Origin of the sequence: Corynebacterium sp., from assembly GCF_012837295.1 — a bacterium.
Classification (GTDB): domain Bacteria; phylum Actinomycetota; class Actinomycetes; order Mycobacteriales; family Mycobacteriaceae; genus Corynebacterium.
The window spans coordinates 1-16,436 of record NZ_DURI01000376.1 but is presented as its reverse complement, the minus strand read 5'-3'; the positions used below and the strand labels follow the sequence as shown (position 1 = coordinate 16,436).

The window sequence follows — 16,436 nt, the reverse complement described above, 5'->3', positions numbered from 1 at the left end:
GTTGCCTGTCTTACGACGGGCCGGAGGTTCGAATCCTCTCGCCTCCGCCACAAGCGCCCGTAGCTCAACGGATAGAGCATCTGACTACGGATCAGAAGGTTAGGGGTTCGAATCCCTTCGGGCGCACCACATTTCCCCGGTACGTGAAAGCGTGCCGGGGTTATTGCTTTTGTCGGGGGCGGGTGCCGGGGTGCGGGGAACCGGCGGAATCCAGTCCGAGGTTCCGGATCTGGGTGTGCACGACGTGCGTCCACAGGTGATCCGCCGGGTCCGCCGTGCCGACGAAATGCCCGCCGAGCTCGAGGGTCAGCGCGCCGATCATCTGCGACAACGCCGCGAACACGGGGGCAGCGCGGTCGCCGCCGACGGGGGCGAGCTGCGCCGCCAACGCGGCCTCGACGGGGGACGCCGGGGTGGCGGGGGCGAGGTCGAGGAAGCAGCGGGCCACGCGCTCGGCCAGGGGGATCGTCTCCGGGGGCGCTGCGTAATCGGGGATCGGGGTGCCGTAGATCAGCTGGAAATCATGCGGGGATTCCCGTGCCCACTCCCGGAGTTCATTGGCCCGGCGTAGCCACGTTTCGGCGGGGGAAGGGACGTCGACGGCCTCGAGGCGGGCGGCCAAGTCGGCGTAGCTCTCCTCGATCAGTGCCGTGAGCAGGGCTTCCTTGCTGGGGTAATAGCGGTAGACCGCCGATGACGCCATGCCCAGTTCTCGCGTGATCGCGCGCATGGACAGTGCGACGGGGCCGACCTCGGCCAGATGCTTCCGGCCGATCGTGCGGATGTCCTTCTCCAGCTTGAGCCGGTTGAGCTCGCGTTTTCCCGTCATGGTGCCAGTCTTGCATGAAATTCCCGCAAAAAGCGAGCACTGCTCTTGTGAAAGTGAGAGCAGTGCTCTACATTGGGCGGTGAAAGAAAGAGCGGTGCTCGCGTTTCCGAGAACGGTCGCCGCATCGCTCCAGGATTCGGCCCTCGGGTCGGCGAATGATGGAGAAGGCGATGGCACATCTGAACGGAATCGAGATGGGTGCGGTCCGGAAGCGTGCGCCCGAGGCATTCGCGGTGGCGGGAGGCGCGCTGCTGGCGGCGTTTCCCCTGATCCGCCCGTGGGGCGACAAGGCCGGTGGCCCGGCGGACATGGTGGACGCGTTCGCGTCGCCGATGTGGGTTGCCGCGCATGTGGCGGGCATGGGCGGGTTCGTGTTCCTGGCCGCGGCGGTGGTGGCGTGGCGGCGGCGCCACGGTGCGAATGCGGGCGGGATTCCATGGTGGGTGGCCTCGGGTGTCGCGCTGATGCTGCCGTTCTTCGGTGCGGAGACATTCGGGCTGCACGTCATTGCCGGCAGCGCGCCGCAGGGTCAGGCGATCGCCGCGGCCAACGCCATTCGCGAGGGCACCGTGCAGTTGACCATGTTCGCCGCGGGCTTGTTGCTCATCGCCGTCGGCGCAGTCCTGCTCGCCCGCCGAGATCGTTCGGCCACGCTTCTCTCCTTCGCACTGGTCACGTACCTGCCGCAGTTCTTCGTCGCGCCGCAGCTCCGGGTCGCGCATGGCGTGGTCCTGTTCGCGGGCGCCGCATGGTGGGCGTGGTCGCTGGTCCGGACCCCGCGGCCGGCTCTGGCGCCGCCGCAGAATTCGATGGTGGGGGAGGCGATGTTGCTGACACGGCAATAAATGTCGGTTCCGCCGCGTTGTGCGGAGAAGGAAGCTTGCCCCCGATCTGCAAGGAGCGACCATGATCCGCACCGAGACCATCCTCGACCTGGCCACCATCGGCGGGAAGCAGACCCACGCCGAAGCCCTGCAGGGTTCCATCGCGTTGGCGCAGACCGCCGAGAAGGCCGGGTACGAGCGGATTTGGTACGCGGAGCACCACAACATGCCGACCATCGCGTCGTCGGCGCCGGCCGTGCTCATCGCGGCGATCGCCGCTCGGACGGAAAAGATCAAGCTCGGTTCGGGTGGCGTGATGCTGCCCAACCACTCCCCGCTGACGATCGCCGAGCAGTTCGGCACCCTCGCGAACCTCCACCCCGGCCGCATCGAGCTGGGGCTGGGCCGCGCGCCGGGCACGGACCAGCGCACCATGCGCGCACTGCGCCGCGATCCGCGATCCGCCGACTCTTTCCCGCAGGACGTCCAGGAGCTGCAGGGGTACCTCGGCGACGAAACCCTCATCCCCGGCATCAACGCGATCCCCGGCAAGGGGACGCACGTGCCGCTGTACATCCTCGGGTCGTCGCTGTTCGGCGCGCAGCTCGCGGCGGCACTCGGCCTTCCCTACGCCTTCGCCTCCCACTTCGCGCCCGATGCGATGCTGCAGGCGATGGAGGTCTACCGCGAGAACTTCAAGCCGTCCGAGGTGCTGTCGGAACCGCACGCCTTCGCCACGATGAACGTCATCGCCGCGGATGACGAAGATGACGCCGCCCGCCAGCTCATCGCAGTGCAGCGCGGCCTGGTCCGGTCGATGCTCGCGCGCGGTGACCAGCGACTCACCGATGAGGAGGCCGACATGCTCCTGGAGACCCCGCAGGGAATGAAGGTGAAGAACATGTTCGGGCACGTCGCCGTCGGCAAGCCGGAACGCGTCCGCGAGCAGATCGCCGAGTTCGGGCGGTTCTCCACCGCCGACGAGCTCATCGTCGTCCACCAGGCCACGCGGCTGGACGATCGTCTCCGCTCGGTCGAGCTCACCGCGCAGGCGCTGGGCCTGGGCGCCTGACCGGGGCGCCTGACGGAAAAGCTCAGCGGACCCGCTTGCCGTAGGTCTCCGCGATCGCGGCGGCGGTGGCCTTCGCATGAGGGCCCAGGCCGGTGATGGTCGCGGACCCCGGCCCCGCCCAATCGCCGTATCCCACCAGGTGCAGGCCCGGAACGGCGGGCGCGCGGCCATCGAGCAGCGACCGCACCGGCCCCAGCGCCGGGCGGAAGCCCGTGCACCAGATCAGGTGGTCGAAGCCGCCACCGCTGCCGTCGTCATCGCCACCACCGTCGCCATTCAGCTCGTCGAGCGAGTCGAACATCGGCGTCGCCCGCAGCCGTCCCTCATCGCGGGCGGCGAGCACCTCGGGCAGCATCACGATGTCCCCCAACTGCGAATCCGCCCCAGGATCCTCCTCGCCGCGCAAGATCGCCAGCATCCGCTCCCGATTGCGGCGGAACAGCACCCGGCCGTCGACGTCATCGGGCATCCACTGCGGCTCGCGGCGCGTGAACCACGTGACCTCGGCGACGTCCGTCAGCTCCGCCGCGATCTGCGCCGCCGAATTCGCCCCGCCGACCACCGCCACTCTCGTTCCCCGAAACGGTTCCACACCCGGGTAATTCGCCGAATGCCACTGCTTGCCGACGAATCGTCCCGGCACCCGCGGCACGAACGGCGCGGACCACGTGCCGGTGGCGGCAACGACATGATCCGCGGTCCACGCCCGATCCTGCGACCGGACGAGGAACCGGCTGGCGTGGGATTCCGGGGTGGACGAGGCGTCGTCAAGCGAAGAATCGCCTGCCCCGCCCCGGAACTCGACCCGCGTGACGTGCACGGGGCGCTCGACGGGGATGTCGTAGCGGTCCTCGTACGCGCGCAGGTACTCGATGACGTGCGATGCCGGCGGGAACCCGTCGAACGGAGGCATCGGAATGCCCGGCAGGTTCGAGAACTCGGCGGTGGAAAACAGCGTCATCGACGGCCACACGTGCCGCCACGCGCCACCGGGACCGTCCTGATCGTCCAGGACCAGCACGTCGATGCCGGCGCGCAACAGGTAGCGGGCCGTGGCGAGTCCCGCCTGGCCGCCGCCGACGATGACCACCTGATGAGCGGGGGTCGAAGAGAGGGGCATGCCCCCACACTAAATTGATGTTCGTCTAAATGGGCGATAGCGTTTGATGCCCACGGGGGGGATACGGCGGCCGGCCGAGCATCCGCCGGTCACGACGGTCAAAGCCAGCCAACGTCAGCCCGCGCCAGCCCGCGCGGCGCCCCCGGTAAGACGGCGCGTCCCCTGCGCGCCCCCTGTCAGAAGGGACCCTCACCACCATGACCCGCGCCACCAGCCCGGACCGCGTCGAATGGGCCGACGCCGCCAAGGCGATCTCCATCATCGGCGTCTGCGTGCTCCACGCCATCATCGCCGTGCCCGGCGGTGACCAGACCACGTGGAAAGCCGTCTACCAGGTGCTCGACCCGATCCGGATGCCGCTGTTCTTCATGGTGTCCGGGCTGTTCGCCCACCGCGTGATCACGCGCAGCCTGCCCGACCTGTTCTTCCGGCGCATCTGGTTCCTGCTGGTGCCGTACCTGGCGTTCAAGGGGCTGAACGCCGGGCTCCGCGAGATCGTCGACCCCGGCTACCAGACCATGCGCGAGTTCCTCCGCTCCGTCGTCGTCGGCGACCCGGGGCTGTGGTTCCTGTACGCGTTGATGGTGTTCAACCTCATTGCATGGTTGCTGCGGAAGGTGCCGCCGGCGCTGGTGGTGGCGTTGTCGTTCGTGCCGGGGCTGGCGTACGGAGCGCTGCGGCTCGACGAGTTCGAGACGTTCAACGAGATCAACCACATCGTCCTCTACCTGCCGGCATTCATGATCGGCCTGCACGCTCGCCGGCTGTGGCTTCGGTTGGGCGAGGCCGCCGATCCCGACCGGTCGCGATCCCCGTTCGCCGCGTACGCCGTCGCGGCGCTGGCGGCGGGCGCGTACCTGTCGTGGTGGGTGCTCGACGCCACGACCACGGGGTTCCTGGGCTACGTCATCGGCCGCATGAGCGGCGTGGTGCTGGCGGTGCCCATCGCGATCGTTGCGGCCGTGCACCTGTCGAAGGTGCCGGTCGTCTCACGGGTGCTCGGCGAGATCGGCCGCAACACGCTCCCGATCTACGTCTCGCACCCCATCGCGATCTGGATGGTCGGCGCGCCGCTGGGGGATTTCGTCGTCGCCCGCGGCGCCGGGTCCTTTGCCGAGGCCGACGTCCGCATCCTGCTCAACCTGCTGCTGTGCGTGATGGCCGGTTTCGGCATGTACGTGGTGGGCAAGATCCCGGTGCTCAATTGGGCGCTGTACCCGCCGTCGCTGCCGAGGGGGCGGGCGAACCGGGTGCTCGGTGGGCGTCGTCGAGCATCCGCCGCCCCGCATGAGCCGAAGCGTCCCCGCATCGCCCGTCCGGCCGTCGACCAGCTTCGCGAGCCCTCCCGGCGCGACCTTTCAGGCCCCCGGAATTAACTCCTGAACTGGGGATTTGTTCGGTGCCGGGGCGCGGGGTATCGTTACATCCCGTTGCACGGGCCAAGCCCGGACAGCGAATGCGCCCGTAGCTCAACGGATAGAGCATCTGACTACGGATCAGAAGGTTAGGGGTTCGAATCCCTTCGGGCGCACGGTTTCCCCGGCAGGCATCGCCTGCCGGGGTTTTTCGTGTCCGGGGGTCTGTTCCGCGCGCAAAACCCGACATTGGCTTCGAAATCCGGGGTGAGCGGCACTAACTGCAGACGCTTCTGCGATTTCGTTGCATGAAAACGCGGAAGCGTCTGCAGTTAGTGCCGGTCACCGACGCTGTGGCCGAACGAGATGGGCTCCCGCGGGTATCGCGAAGCCGTTGGGCGCGGTAACTTTTGCCCATGAACGGTAATGATCCGCACGGCATGAATTCCCCCGAGCCGAAAGACCTCAACTCGATGGGGCCCAATCCCCATGGTCAGCCCGGCCCTTATGGCACCCAGGGCCAGCCGGGCCCCTACGGCCAGCCCGGACCCTACGGTGCCCCCGGGCAGCAGGGCCAGCCCGGACCCTACGGTGCCCCCGGCCAGCCCGGCCCTTACGGACCGCCCGGCGCCCACGCCGCGGGCGGTGCGAAGCCGTCGGTGAAGAAGGGCCTGCTCTTCGGCGGTCTGGCGTTGCTCGCGGTGGTGGCGCTCGGCGTCATCGCGGCGATTTTCCTGCTCCCGGGCAAGGAAACTCTGGCGGTGGGCGATTGCATCGCGGAGCAGGAGCAGGAGTCGGAAGGCACCCGCGCCAGCGACGTCATGCCGGAGCCGCTGGATTGCTCGGACCCGGAGGCGGCCTACGAGATCCTGGCCATCCGCGACGACGCGAACCCCGCCAAATGCATCGACGTCGCGGGTTCGACGATGGCGCTGAGCTTCATGGGCGCGGACATCGATGCCCTGTGCCTGACGGAGGTCGGCTCGGACGTCGAGCGCAACATCAACCTGATCGAGGCCGGCGAGTGCATGGTCCTGGAGGGCGACGTCGGCTACCGCGCCGAGTGCGGCACGCCGGGCTCGATGGAGGTGCTCACGGTCATCGATGAGCCGGGCATCCCGACGCCGGTGATCTTCGGCGAGATCCCCGAGTGCCGCGACGCCGGCCACCCCGAGGCCGCGTTCTATTACACGTGGGGCGTCGACGACGAGTACATCTCCATGGGCGGCGCGTACGACCGCGGCGTGTGCCTCACCGCCGAGGCCTGATCGAAGGCCGCTGGACGGACGACGCCGGGCCGTCGCAAAGCAACTGCTGCTTTGCGACGGCCCGGCGTTCCCCTTGACGCGACCTACACGTCGTTCTTGATCAGCTCGTCGAGCGGCGTGGCCGACAGCAGGTAGGGGGCGATCTCCAGCACGGTGCGGGCGCCGCGCTCGCCGGCCTCGCGCAGGCGGTGCGCCGCGCGGCCGTAGGCGACCTGCACGGCCGCGGTGAAGTCGGGGTTGCGCTCCAGCTGCAGCCCGAACTCGATGACGTGGCGCGAGGTGCCCGCCTTGCCCTGCGTCACCACGTTGCCGCCGTGCGGCATGCCCTGGTGGTCGCGCTCGAACTCCTCGTCGGAGATGAAATCGACGATGGTCTCGTAGCCCACGAAGTAATCCGGCATGGTCGTGATGGCCTCGCGGATCGAGTCCTGGTCCGCTTCGTCGGCGACGACGTAGCAGTGGCGGATGTGGCACTCCTTGGCGTCCAGGTCGCCGCCTTCGCCCCGCTTGACCGCCGCGATCGCGTCGGGGTTGGGCTTGGTGTACTGCACGCCCTTCTTCACGCCCGGCACGCGGCGCACCGCATCCGAGTGGCCCTGCGACAGGCCCGGGCCCCAGAACGTCATCTGGTCCGCGCCCGGCAGCACCGCCGCGCCGAGGACGCGGTTGAGGGAGAAGAAGCCCGGGTCCCAGCCGGTGGAAATGACCGCGACCTGGTCGCCCTCGCGCGCGGCGGCGTCCATCGCGCCGCGGTGGCGCGGGATGTCGCGGTGGTTGTCGTACGTGTCGACGGTCGTGTACAGCTTCGCCAGCTCCGGCGCCTGCTCCGGCACGTCGGTGGCGGAGCCGAGGCAGATGAACAGCACGTCGACGTCGTCCGCGTGCTTGTCGACGTCCGCCGCCGGCAGCACCTTCGCGTCGGTGTCCAGGGAATCGCGTCGCGAGAACACGCCGACGAGCTCCATGTCGGGCTGGTCGGCGATGACGCGCTCGACGCTGCGGCCGAGGTTTCCGTAGCCGATGATGGCGGCGCGGATCATGGGGGTCCTTTCGTCGGAGTCGCCCGCGGATCGCGGCGGCGGCCGTCCGGCCCGCACCGCCGGCTCCCGGGCAGTTACGACACCAAGGGTAAAGGGTGGCCCGGATTTCCCGCCGCACGCCCCGCACCCCCGCCCGACCCGTTCTCCCCCGTGGCAGATCCGGCGTGCGTGTGCGGGCGCGCGACTCCGCTAATGGTCCCCGCTAAAAGATCTCGATGCGCCCGCCCAGGCCCTCGGCCTGCTCCAGCTCGCGGACCCACTGGCCGTCGCCGGGGCTGACGCGAATGACGGGGCGGTGCGACATTTTCACGCCGCCGTCCAGCTTCCGCGGCTTCGCCCGCGCCCGGTAGCGGCCGTGGGCGTGGAATCCGGCCTCCGCCAGCGCCGCCGCGGTGCCCTTCTCTTCGAGGTCGTCGCGGGCGGCGGTGAGCAGTGCGATGGCCTCGTCCAGTGCGTCGGCGACGGGGGCGACGTTGTTCTCGCACCACGACATCACCATGTCCGGCTCCGCGCCGGCGACGCGAGTGCCGTCGCGGAACGAGCCAGCCGCCAGCGACAGCGTCAACGGCCCGCCGTCGTCGCCGACCACGGCCAGCGCGTACGCCAGCAAATGCGGCATGTGCGAAATCCGCGCCACCGCCCGGTCGTGGTTGTCCGCGGTCGCCGGAATCACCTCGGAGCGCACGAATTTGCCCAGCGCCACCACGTCGCGGAAGGTCTTGGTCCACTCCTCCGGAACCTCGGCGCCCGCAGCGGCCGCTTCCGCGGCGCGGTCGAAGCAGACGACCCACGCCGCGCCGTCGTAAAGCCCCGTCCGAGTCGCATCCCAGCCGGACTCCTCCGACCCCGCCATCGGGTGCGCGCCCACGTACCGGTCGCCCATGCCGCGGGCGTCGACCTCGTCGAGGATCGCGCGCTTGACGCTGACCACGTCCGTGATGCCGCAATCCGGCGCGTGCTCGGCGATCTGATCCAGCAGGCCGCCGACGGCGAACATGGGCACGCCGATGACCAGCAGCGCCCGATCCTCCTGGGCGCGGCGCAGCACGGCCGTCAGATCCGTCGACGCGTCGAAACCCTCCTCGGCCGCGGCCTCCGCGGTGCCGGCGGAGCGATTCCACCCGTAGACCGGCGCGTCCGCCTCGGCGAGATCGCGCATGAGCGAGCCGCCGATCAGCCCGAGTCCGAGGATGCAGGTCGGCGTGGCGAGAGTGTCGTTGGTCACCTGACAAGGATGACACACCACGACTAGCGTGGGGTGGCATGAGCACGACTTTTCCGGGGTCCGCGGGCCCCGACCAGGGCCCCCGGGGCGATGACGACGACCGTTCCTACGCGGTGGCCGTCCTGCAGGGCGACGACGGCTGGTCCGTGCGCGAACTCGGCGACGACGCGTTGGACTCGCTCGCCGACGCCACCGCGCAGATGCGCCGCCTGCGCGCCGAGCGCGCGTCGTTCGCGATGCTCAACATCGACGACGACTACTTCATCCTGCTGCGGCCGATGCCCGGCGGCGTGCGCGTCTTGCTTTCCGACGCCACCGCGTCCGTGACCGACGACATCGCGGCAGACGTCATGGACGAGCTCGACGAGGACATCCCCGACCTGGACGAGGACGAGCTCGACGACGTCGATTCCTGGCCCGAGGGCGATCTGGAGATCCTCGCCGACCTGGGCGTGCCCTCCGACATCCTGTCGGTGATCTGCGACGACCAGTCGCTGTGGGCGTCCGAGCAGCTCCACGCCATCGCCGTCGAGCTCGGATTCGACGAGGCGCTCGCCGACGAGACCGGCGTCGACGTGGAATATGACGGCTGACGGTCCGAACGGGGGAGCCGCTGGGCCGGTCGCTGACGGGGTGCCCGTCGGGGGAGAGTCGGCGGGTGGTCCGGTTCTCCCGCGGCCCGAATCCGACGTCCGCGACGAGGAGTGGATGCGCGCGGCCATCGCCGTCGCCCGACGCACCCCGCCCGGCGACGTGCCCGTCGGCGCCATCGTCGTGGGCCCGGATGGCACGGTGGTGGCGGAGGCGGCGAATCGTCGTGAAGCAGATGCCGACCCCATCGCCCATGCCGAAGTCCTGGCCATCCGCGCCGCCGCCCGCGCGCACGGGGACGGGTGGCGGCTGGAGGAATGCGCGCTGGTGGTGACGCTGGAACCCTGCGTAATGTGCGCCGGCGCAGCCGTCATGGCGCGGGTGGGGCGCATCGTGTTCGGCGCGTGGTCGCCGAAGACCGGGGCGTGCGGGTCGATCGCCGACGTCGTTCGCGACCCCGCCCACCCCTTCGCCCCGAGGGTGCGCGGCGGCGTGCTCGCCGACGAGTGCGAGGACCTGCTGCCGGAGTTCTTCCGCGGCAAGCGGTGACGGGGCGGTAACGGTTCGGCCAAGAAGCGTGCACGGCCATGGCGCCCGCCGATGAACCGCGTTTAGCGTGGCGGGGCAAACAACATTCACGAGCACGTCAGGAGAACATCATGGGCAACTTCCAGAACAAGGCCGACGAGTTCGGCGGCAAGGCCAAGGAGGCCGCCGGCAAGGCCACGGGCAACCAGAACCTCGAGAACGAGGGCAAGGGCGACCAGGTCAAGGCCGACGCCAAGCAGGGCATGGAGAACGCCAAGGACAAGGTCACCGAGGGCCTGGGCAAGCTCAAGGGCGACGACCGCTAGTCTGACCTGGCGATTTGGCCCGCGGGGGTCATCTCCGATAAGTTTTTTCGCGGTGGCGTGTCCGAGCGGCCGAAGGTGCTCGCCTCGAAAGCGAGTGTTGGGTAATCCCCAACCGAGGGTTCAAATCCCTCCGCCACCGCCAATGAAACCGCCGTCCGTGCAATGTGCACGGGCGGCGGTTTTTTCGTGTGCGCGGGCTGTGCGTCCGTAGGGGTCTCGATTTGGCGCGCCCGGCTTCCTGGCCGGCATCCGTTCGGTGGATGTTCGTGGGGTACGTCGGATGTTCGGCCGGTGGGGTTGTCGGCGCCTGATTGGCGGCGGGCGCGGGGCGGGAGGCTGGTCGCAGGTTGCTTGTGCTTGACGACGGGACGGCGCGGACGTCGGGACGTCGTCAAGCAAATGGGCTCGGCCCGGACAAACGAGCGAAACCGCGCCCGGGAACGTGTGGCGGCGCGTGTTTGCCGACGTGTTTCCAGGAGCAAGTACTGGGGCAATTGTTTCGTCTGTTGCCCACCGGGAACACCCGGACACGTATCCTGGGTAGGTGGTGCGCGCGTCCCGCGGCGAGTCCGCCGGCCGTGCGCTCGCGAACCGACGCGAGTGATAGGGGAAGTTGAGCGATGGCGAAGGTCCTGTTCAGCCTCGGCAGGTGGTCCTACCTGCATAAATGGACGGTCATCATCGCCTGGGCGCTGATCCTCGGCGTCGTCGGCGGTGCAGCCGGCGCATTCCAGAAGGGATTCGACGACCAGTTCTCGATCCCCGGCATGCCGTCGTCGATCGCCTCGAAGATGATCGAGGAGAAGTTCCCCGACCAACCCAACCCAATCCGCGAGCAAACGGTCTACGTCGTGTTCGCGGCACCCGAGGGCGAGAGACTCGAGGATCCCGGCAACATGGAGGCCGCCGACGCGGTCGTCGCCGGGATCAAGAACAACATCGACCAGCTCACCGCCGACGAGATGCTGGTCAACCCGGTGCGGCTGAACCCCGAGCTGCAACGCAGGGTCGTCGAGACCGGCACCAGCTCGGGCCTGCCGCAGCCCGTCGCCGAAGCCGACGCCCACTCGTTGCGCATGCTGTCCGAAGACGGGCGCTACGGCATGTCGCAGTTCGCGTTCGACGTCCGCGTGCCCAAAGACATCACCCCGGAGAACCGCCAGGCGCTGTTCGACGCCATGCAGATCGGCCGCGACGCGGGCCTGCGTGTCGAGGCCATGGGCCCCGGCATGATGGAGCCGGTCGCGGTCAGCGCGACGTCCGAGATCATCGGCATTTCGATCGCGGCGGCGGTGCTGATCATCACCTTCGGCTCGCTCGTCGCCGCGGGCCTGCCGCTGATCACCGCGGTGGTCGGCATCGCCATCGGCTCGCTGCTCGTCGTGCTGTTCACCGCCTTCACCGACGTCAACTCCATCACCCCGGTGCTCGCCGTGATGATCGGTCTGGCCGTCGGCATCGACTACGCCCTGTTCATCCTGTCTCGCTACCGCTCCGAGCGGGCGAGAGGGCTGACCAAGGCGGACGCGGTGGGAATGGCCACGGGCACCGCCGGCTCATCGGTGGTGTTCGCGGGACTGACGGTCATCGTGGCGTTGGCGGCACTGGTCATCGCGCAGGTGCCGTTCCTGTCGCTGATGGGCATTTCGGCGGCGATCACGGTGGGCATCGCGGTGATCATTTCGCTGACGCTGCTGCCGGCGCTGATGGCGCTGTTCGGAAAGAAGATCTTCGCCGGCAAGGTGCCGGGCATCGCGGGCAACCCGTTCAAGAGCGGCCGTCGCCCGCTGATCGGCGGCAAGACGATGGGCCGCCGCTGGGTCGAGGCCGTACACAAGGCGCCGGGCCTGTTCCTGGTCGGCGCGGTCGGCATCCTGGTGGCGCTGTCGGTGCCGGCGGCGAATCTGCAGCTGGCGCTGCCGTCGGATTCGACGTCGCCGTACGGGTCGACGCAGCGCAACGGCATCGAGCTGGCGTCGGAGGGCTTCGGCCCCGGCCGCAACGCGCAGATGCTCATCGTCGCCGACGCCGAGAACGTGAAGCCGGACGCCGCCCCGCTGCAGACGGTGGCGCGGGGCCTGATGGCGGGCGACCCGAGCCTGTCCCCGGAGCAGGCGGCGCGGACGGCGTCGTTCAGCTACGCGCTGGATCACTTCAAGAACAACGTGGACGTCGAGCACGTGCAGATGATCGGCCTGAACGGCGACGGCACGGGCGTGATGATGATGCTCACCCCGAAGGCGGGCCCGCTCGATTCGGAGACGGGGTCGCTGATTTCCGCGCTGCGCGCGCAGCAGGACCAGATCAAGGAGGCCACGGGCCTGGTCACGGGCGTGACGGGTCTGATCCCCATTGAGCAGGACATCACGCAGCGCCTGTCCGACGCGATGCCGGTGTACCTGTCGGTGGTCATCGGTCTGGCGATCGTGCTGTTGCTGTTGGTGTTCCGTTCGCTGGTGGTGCCGTTGACGGCTGGCCTGGGCTTCCTGCTCTCGGTCGGCGCGGCGTTCGGCGTGACGGTGCTGTTCTGGCAGGAGGGCCTGTGGGGGCTGGTGCATACGCCGGGCCCGCTGGTCAGCTTCATCCCGATCTTCATGATCGGCGTGACCTTCGGCCTGGCCATGGACTACCAGGTGTTCCTGGTGTCCAGAATGCGCGAGCATTTCACGCATTCGAAGGGGCGGTCGCGGCCGGGTTCGAAGTACAACGCCGTCGAGGAGTCGGTCATCGAGGGCTTCTCGTTGGGTGCTCGCGTGGTCACGGCGGCGGCGATCATCATGATCGCGGTGTTCGTGGCGTTCATCGGCCAGCCGTTGGCGTTCGTGAAGGTCTTCGGTTTCGCGCTCGGCGCGGCGGTGCTGTTCGACGCTTTCCTGGTCCGCATGACGCTCATTCCGGCGTCGATGTTCCTGCTGGGCCGTTCCACGTGGTGGATGCCGAAGTGGCTGGACAAGATCCTGCCGTCGGTGGACGTCGAGGGTTCGGCGCTGGAGAGCAAGGCAGACGACTTGGTGGCGGCGGGCAAGGCGGAGCGTGCGGCGCAGGCGTCGGGCGGGGCCGTCGTGCTTGACGACGACTCCTCCTCCGAGAAGTCCGACCGCGCCGAGCGGCGGAAGGATCGCAAGGCCGAGAAGGATGCCGCGAAGGCGGAGAAGGCCGAGCGGAAGAGGGCGGAGAAGGCCGCTCGGGCGGAGCAGAAGCGCGCCGAGAAGGCCGCGCGGGCAGAAGAGGCCGCGCGAGCCGAGGCACCCGAGCAGCCCGAGCAGCCGGAGAAGTTCGAGAAGTCCGCGCCGACTGCGGCCGGCACCGTGGGTGCGGGAACCGTCATCGGCGGGGCGACCGCGGCGGCGCTGTCGCCGACCTTCCGTGATCCGGCGCGTTCCGTCGATGACGATGCCACCGCCGAGTTCCCGATCGTCGACGCGGAACTCGTCGACGAGGGCGACGCCGCACGCGGATCCCGGCGCGAATCCGGCGATCGAATCCGGCCCCGGACCGGCTCCCCGTCGCAGCCCGAGTCCGCCAATCGCATGCCGGAGCAGTGGCAGCAGCGCGCGCAGCTGCACGAGGCCCAGCAGCGTGCGGAGCAGCAGGAGAAGCCCCGCACCGCGTTCAGCAGCCCGTACGCCGAGCGCCGTTGGCAGCGGGAGCAGGAGGCCGCCGCCCGTGTAGAGAAGGAGCGGGCCGAAAAGGAACGCACCGAACTGGAGCGCGCCGAGAAGGAGCGCGCCGAAAAGGAACGCACCGAACTGGAACGCGCCGAGAAGGAAAAGTCGGCGCAGCAGCCCGCGCCGCAGGAACCGGCGGACGGCTCGATTTCGGTGCAGGACCTGATCAAGCGGGAGGGCGGCCACAAGCGACCGCGCCGCCGCCGAGCCCTGTGGGACCCGCGCGACTACGACGAGCTCGACGGAAACGACTAACGTCGACCACCACGGCTTCACCGGGCGGGGCGCACCGCGTCCGACCGCACTGGACGAACAGCGCCCCGCCCACCAGCGCCCGGCCGGACACCCCGGCCGGGCCCACGATTTTCGAGGAGACCCACCCCGTGACGGATTCAGCGGCGAACGAGGCGAACTTCAGCGTCGTCAAGCAGATGGACGGTGAGCCGGGGCGAGCCGGAATCATCCGCACCCCGCACGGGGACGTGCAGACGCCGGCGTTCATCCCGGTGGGCACGAAGGCGACGGTGAAGACGCTGACGCCCGAGCAGATCCGGGACACCGGGGCGCAGGCGGTGCTGTCGAACGCGTACCACCTGTACCTGCAGCCGGGCCCCGACATCGTGGAGGCGGCGGGCGGTCTGACGCGGTTCGAGAACTGGAACGGGCCGACGTTCACCGACTCCGGCGGGTTCCAGGTCATGAGCCTGGGCGTGGGCTTCCGCAAGACCCTGGCCATGGACGTCACCGGCCTGCAAAACGACGACATCCTCGCCCCCGGCAAGGAGCGCAACGCGTTCGTCGACGAGGAGGGCGTGACCTTCCGCAGCCACATCGACGGCAGCTCGCACCGGTTCACGCCGGAGTTTTCCATGGGCATCCAGCACAAGCTCGGCGCGGACATCATCTTCGCGTTCGACGAGCTGACCACGCTGATGAACACCCGCGAATACCAGGAATCCTCCGTCGAGCGGACGCACCGCTGGGCGCAGCGCTGCCTCGACGAGCACGATCGCCTGACTCGCGAGCGCAACCAGGTGCCCGGGCTCGCCGGCGAACTCGCGGAGGGCGAGCGCCCGCTCCAGCAGCTCTTCGGCGTCGTGCAGGGCGCCCAGTACGAGGACCTGCGGCGCGGCGCCGCGCGGGGCCTGGTCGAGCTTTCCGACGCCGCCGAAGCCGCCGGGAAGCGGGGATTCGCCGGCTACGGCATCGGCGGCGCGCTGGAGAAGCAGCGCCTGGGCGAGATCTGCCGCTGGGTCACCGACGAGCTGCCCGACGACCGGCCTCGCCACCTGCTGGGCATTTCCGAGCCGGACGACATTTTCGCGGCCGTCGCCGCCGGCGCCGACACCTTCGACTGCGTCGCCCCGACGCGGCTGGCGCGCCGTGGCGGCGTGTACACCCTCGACGGCAAGATCACGCTGACGAACGCGCGGTTCAAGACCGACTTCGGGCCGATCGACCCGGAGGTGGAGTCGTACACGACGCTGAATTACTCGCGGGCGTACATCCACCACCTGCTCAAGGCGAAGGAGTTCCTGGCGGGCACTCTGTGCACCATCCACAACGTGTACTTCATGGTGAAGCTGGTGGAGAACATCCGCGCGTCGATCATCGACGGGACCTTCGAGGAGTACCGCGACGAATTCCTCGGCCGCTACTACGCGGGAAAGAAGAAGTAGCGGCCAAGAAGAAACAGCGGCGGCCGCCGCCGCGAAGCCGCGGGCTACGCGGTCGCGGCGGGCTGGTCGTAGTAGCCCTCGCGCTTCTTCACCCAGGCGATGACTTGGTAGGTGATCGGCAGGATGACGACCTCGACGCCCGTCTTCCACAGGAAGCCGACGACGACGAAGTTGACGAAGTCGCCCCACGTCGAGATGCCGATCGCGGGTGCGGCGATGGAACAGAAGATGAGCGTGTCGGCGAACTGGCCGACCACCGTGGAGCCGAGAAGGCGCATCCACAGTGACTTTTCACCCGTGCGGCGCTTGATGGCCGTCAGCGACCACGCGTTGAGCAGCTGCCCGACCAGGTAACCGGCCAGGCCGGCGAGCACCAGCTGGGGCACCGTGCCCAGGACCGTCTCGAACGCCGCCTGATTCTCGTAGAAATCGGCGGGCGGAAGCTCGATGGCGATGAAGAAGCTGGCCATGCCGATGGCCAGCACCGCGAAGCCGGTGTACACGGCGCGGCGGGTCGCACGGAAACCGTAGACCTCGGACAGCACGTCGCCGATGATGTAGCTCAGCGGGAAAAGGAAAAACGCACCGTCGGTGACCAAGCCGAACAACTCGACGCCCTTGGTGGCGGTGATGTTCGAGATCAGCAGCACACCGGTGAAGACGCCCACGAGGATCGGGTACATCGAGCGCGGCACCGCAACGTGGCGGGGCGCGTCGGATTCGATCGCGGGGTCGTACTTGGTGGTCGCGGTGCGGGGGGAGTTCGTGGGCGTGGACGCGGTGGCCGCGGCAGCGCCCGGCCCAGAGCCGTGGGCGGGGGAATCGGAGTTGGTCATGGCGGCAGAGTCTAACGCCCCGCCGCCCGGCCACCACATTCCGCGGGAGCGGCCGCGCGCATGAAGAAGCGCGGG

The 16,436-nt window shown here is 69.0% G+C and carries 14 protein-coding genes and 3 tRNA genes; 12 read left to right on the top strand and 5 right to left on the bottom strand.

The window, feature by feature from the left end:
* The first annotated feature begins 53 nt into the window (after positions 1 to 53).
* Positions 54 to 129, top strand: a tRNA-Arg gene (locus GX015_RS12625).
* A 31-nt stretch (positions 130 to 160) separates the two neighbouring features.
* Here the strand turns inward: GX015_RS12625 and GX015_RS12620 are convergent.
* Positions 161 to 829, bottom strand: a complete 669-nt coding sequence (locus tag GX015_RS12620; RefSeq protein ID WP_291345485.1) for a TetR/AcrR family transcriptional regulator — start codon at positions 827 to 829, stop codon at positions 161 to 163.
* Between the two features lie 155 nt (positions 830 to 984).
* On the opposite strand from GX015_RS12620, the gene GX015_RS12615 reads away from it, so the two are divergent.
* Positions 985 to 1,674: a hypothetical protein gene (locus tag GX015_RS12615; protein ID WP_291345484.1), complete on the top strand. Its 690-nt coding sequence runs from the start codon at positions 985 to 987 to the stop codon at positions 1,672 to 1,674.
* Positions 1,675 to 1,735: 61 nt separating this feature from the next.
* Positions 1,736 to 2,725 (top strand): LLM class flavin-dependent oxidoreductase, encoded by a 990-nt coding sequence (locus GX015_RS12610; RefSeq protein ID WP_102212658.1) that lies wholly within the window; start codon positions 1,736 to 1,738, stop codon positions 2,723 to 2,725.
* A gap of 22 nt (positions 2,726 to 2,747) precedes the next feature.
* Here the strand turns inward: GX015_RS12610 and GX015_RS12605 are convergent, their stop codons facing one another.
* Positions 2,748 to 3,845 (bottom strand): FAD-dependent oxidoreductase, encoded by a 1,098-nt coding sequence (locus GX015_RS12605; protein WP_291345483.1) that lies wholly within the window; start codon positions 3,843 to 3,845, stop codon positions 2,748 to 2,750.
* 197 nt (positions 3,846 to 4,042) lie between these two features.
* Here GX015_RS12605 and GX015_RS12600 point away from each other — a divergent pair, with 197 nt between their 5' ends.
* The 3 genes from GX015_RS12600 to GX015_RS12590 all read left to right on the top strand — a co-directional run bounded on the left by GX015_RS12600 (position 4,043) and on the right by GX015_RS12590 (position 6,468).
* Positions 4,043 to 5,221, top strand: coding sequence for an acyltransferase family protein (locus GX015_RS12600; RefSeq protein ID WP_291345482.1), 1,179 nt, complete (start codon positions 4,043 to 4,045; stop codon positions 5,219 to 5,221).
* A gap of 82 nt (positions 5,222 to 5,303) precedes the next feature.
* A tRNA-Arg gene (locus GX015_RS12595) sits at positions 5,304 to 5,376 on the top strand.
* 240 nt (positions 5,377 to 5,616) lie between these two features.
* Positions 5,617 to 6,468: a collagen-like protein gene (locus GX015_RS12590; protein ID WP_291345481.1), complete on the top strand. Its 852-nt coding sequence runs from the start codon at positions 5,617 to 5,619 to the stop codon at positions 6,466 to 6,468.
* 83 nt (positions 6,469 to 6,551) lie between these two features.
* On the opposite strand, the gene GX015_RS12585 is transcribed toward GX015_RS12590, so the two are convergent.
* Positions 6,552 to 7,508, bottom strand: coding sequence for a diaminopimelate dehydrogenase (locus GX015_RS12585; protein ID WP_291345480.1), 957 nt, complete (start codon positions 7,506 to 7,508; stop codon positions 6,552 to 6,554).
* A gap of 202 nt (positions 7,509 to 7,710) precedes the next feature.
* Positions 7,711 to 8,733 (bottom strand): prephenate dehydrogenase, encoded by a 1,023-nt coding sequence (locus GX015_RS12580; protein WP_291345479.1) that lies wholly within the window; start codon positions 8,731 to 8,733, stop codon positions 7,711 to 7,713.
* A 38-nt stretch (positions 8,734 to 8,771) separates the two neighbouring features.
* Here GX015_RS12580 and GX015_RS12575 point away from each other — a divergent pair, with 38 nt between their 5' ends.
* The 6 genes from GX015_RS12575 (at position 8,772) to tgt (ending at position 15,525) form a co-directional block, all read left to right on the top strand.
* Positions 8,772 to 9,326 (top strand): tRNA adenosine deaminase-associated protein, encoded by a 555-nt coding sequence (locus GX015_RS12575; protein WP_291345478.1) that lies wholly within the window; start codon positions 8,772 to 8,774, stop codon positions 9,324 to 9,326.
* A gap of 40 nt (positions 9,327 to 9,366) precedes the next feature.
* Positions 9,367 to 9,873 carry a nucleoside deaminase gene (locus GX015_RS12570; protein ID WP_366926296.1) on the top strand — a complete coding sequence of 169 codons (507 nt, stop codon included), beginning with the start codon at positions 9,367 to 9,369 and terminating at the stop codon, positions 9,871 to 9,873.
* 110 nt (positions 9,874 to 9,983) lie between these two features.
* Positions 9,984 to 10,178: a CsbD family protein gene (locus tag GX015_RS12565; protein WP_291345476.1), complete on the top strand. Its 195-nt coding sequence runs from the start codon at positions 9,984 to 9,986 to the stop codon at positions 10,176 to 10,178.
* Positions 10,179 to 10,229: 51 nt separating this feature from the next.
* Positions 10,230 to 10,320, top strand: a tRNA-Ser gene (locus GX015_RS12560).
* Positions 10,321 to 10,798: 478 nt separating this feature from the next.
* The gene (locus GX015_RS12555; protein ID WP_291345475.1) at positions 10,799 to 14,101 is read left to right on the top strand and encodes an MMPL family transporter; all 3,303 of its coding nucleotides are present in this window, start codon (positions 10,799 to 10,801) and stop codon (positions 14,099 to 14,101) included.
* A gap of 176 nt (positions 14,102 to 14,277) precedes the next feature.
* Positions 14,278 to 15,525: a tRNA guanosine(34) transglycosylase Tgt gene (gene tgt / locus GX015_RS12550; RefSeq protein WP_291345486.1), complete on the top strand. Its 1,248-nt coding sequence runs from the start codon at positions 14,278 to 14,280 to the stop codon at positions 15,523 to 15,525.
* A 44-nt stretch (positions 15,526 to 15,569) separates the two neighbouring features.
* Here the strand turns inward: tgt and GX015_RS12545 are convergent, their stop codons facing one another.
* Positions 15,570 to 16,361 carry a queuosine precursor transporter gene (locus GX015_RS12545; RefSeq protein WP_291345474.1) on the bottom strand — a complete coding sequence of 264 codons (792 nt, stop codon included), beginning with the start codon at positions 16,359 to 16,361 and terminating at the stop codon, positions 15,570 to 15,572.
* Between the last annotated feature and the right edge of the window lie 75 nt (positions 16,362 to 16,436).

Coding starts and splice junctions, on each gene's coding strand:
- GX015_RS12620 (WP_291345485.1), bottom strand. CDS start 829: ATGACGGGAAAACGCGAGCTCAACCGGCTCAAGCTGGAGAAGGACATC.
- GX015_RS12615 (WP_291345484.1), top strand. CDS start 985: ATGATGGAGAAGGCGATGGCACATCTGAACGGAATCGAGATGGGTGCG.
- GX015_RS12610 (WP_102212658.1), top strand. CDS start 1,736: ATGATCCGCACCGAGACCATCCTCGACCTGGCCACCATCGGCGGGAAG.
- GX015_RS12605 (WP_291345483.1), bottom strand. CDS start 3,845: ATGCCCCTCTCTTCGACCCCCGCTCATCAGGTGGTCATCGTCGGCGGC.
- GX015_RS12600 (WP_291345482.1), top strand. CDS start 4,043: ATGACCCGCGCCACCAGCCCGGACCGCGTCGAATGGGCCGACGCCGCC.
- GX015_RS12590 (WP_291345481.1), top strand. CDS start 5,617: ATGAACGGTAATGATCCGCACGGCATGAATTCCCCCGAGCCGAAAGAC.
- GX015_RS12585 (WP_291345480.1), bottom strand. CDS start 7,508: ATGATCCGCGCCGCCATCATCGGCTACGGAAACCTCGGCCGCAGCGTC.
- GX015_RS12575 (WP_291345478.1), top strand. CDS start 8,772: ATGAGCACGACTTTTCCGGGGTCCGCGGGCCCCGACCAGGGCCCCCGG.
- GX015_RS12565 (WP_291345476.1), top strand. CDS start 9,984: ATGGGCAACTTCCAGAACAAGGCCGACGAGTTCGGCGGCAAGGCCAAG.
- GX015_RS12555 (WP_291345475.1), top strand. CDS start 10,799: ATGGCGAAGGTCCTGTTCAGCCTCGGCAGGTGGTCCTACCTGCATAAA.
- tgt (WP_291345486.1), top strand. CDS start 14,278: ATGGACGGTGAGCCGGGGCGAGCCGGAATCATCCGCACCCCGCACGGG.
- GX015_RS12545 (WP_291345474.1), bottom strand. CDS start 16,361: ATGACCAACTCCGATTCCCCCGCCCACGGCTCTGGGCCGGGCGCTGCC.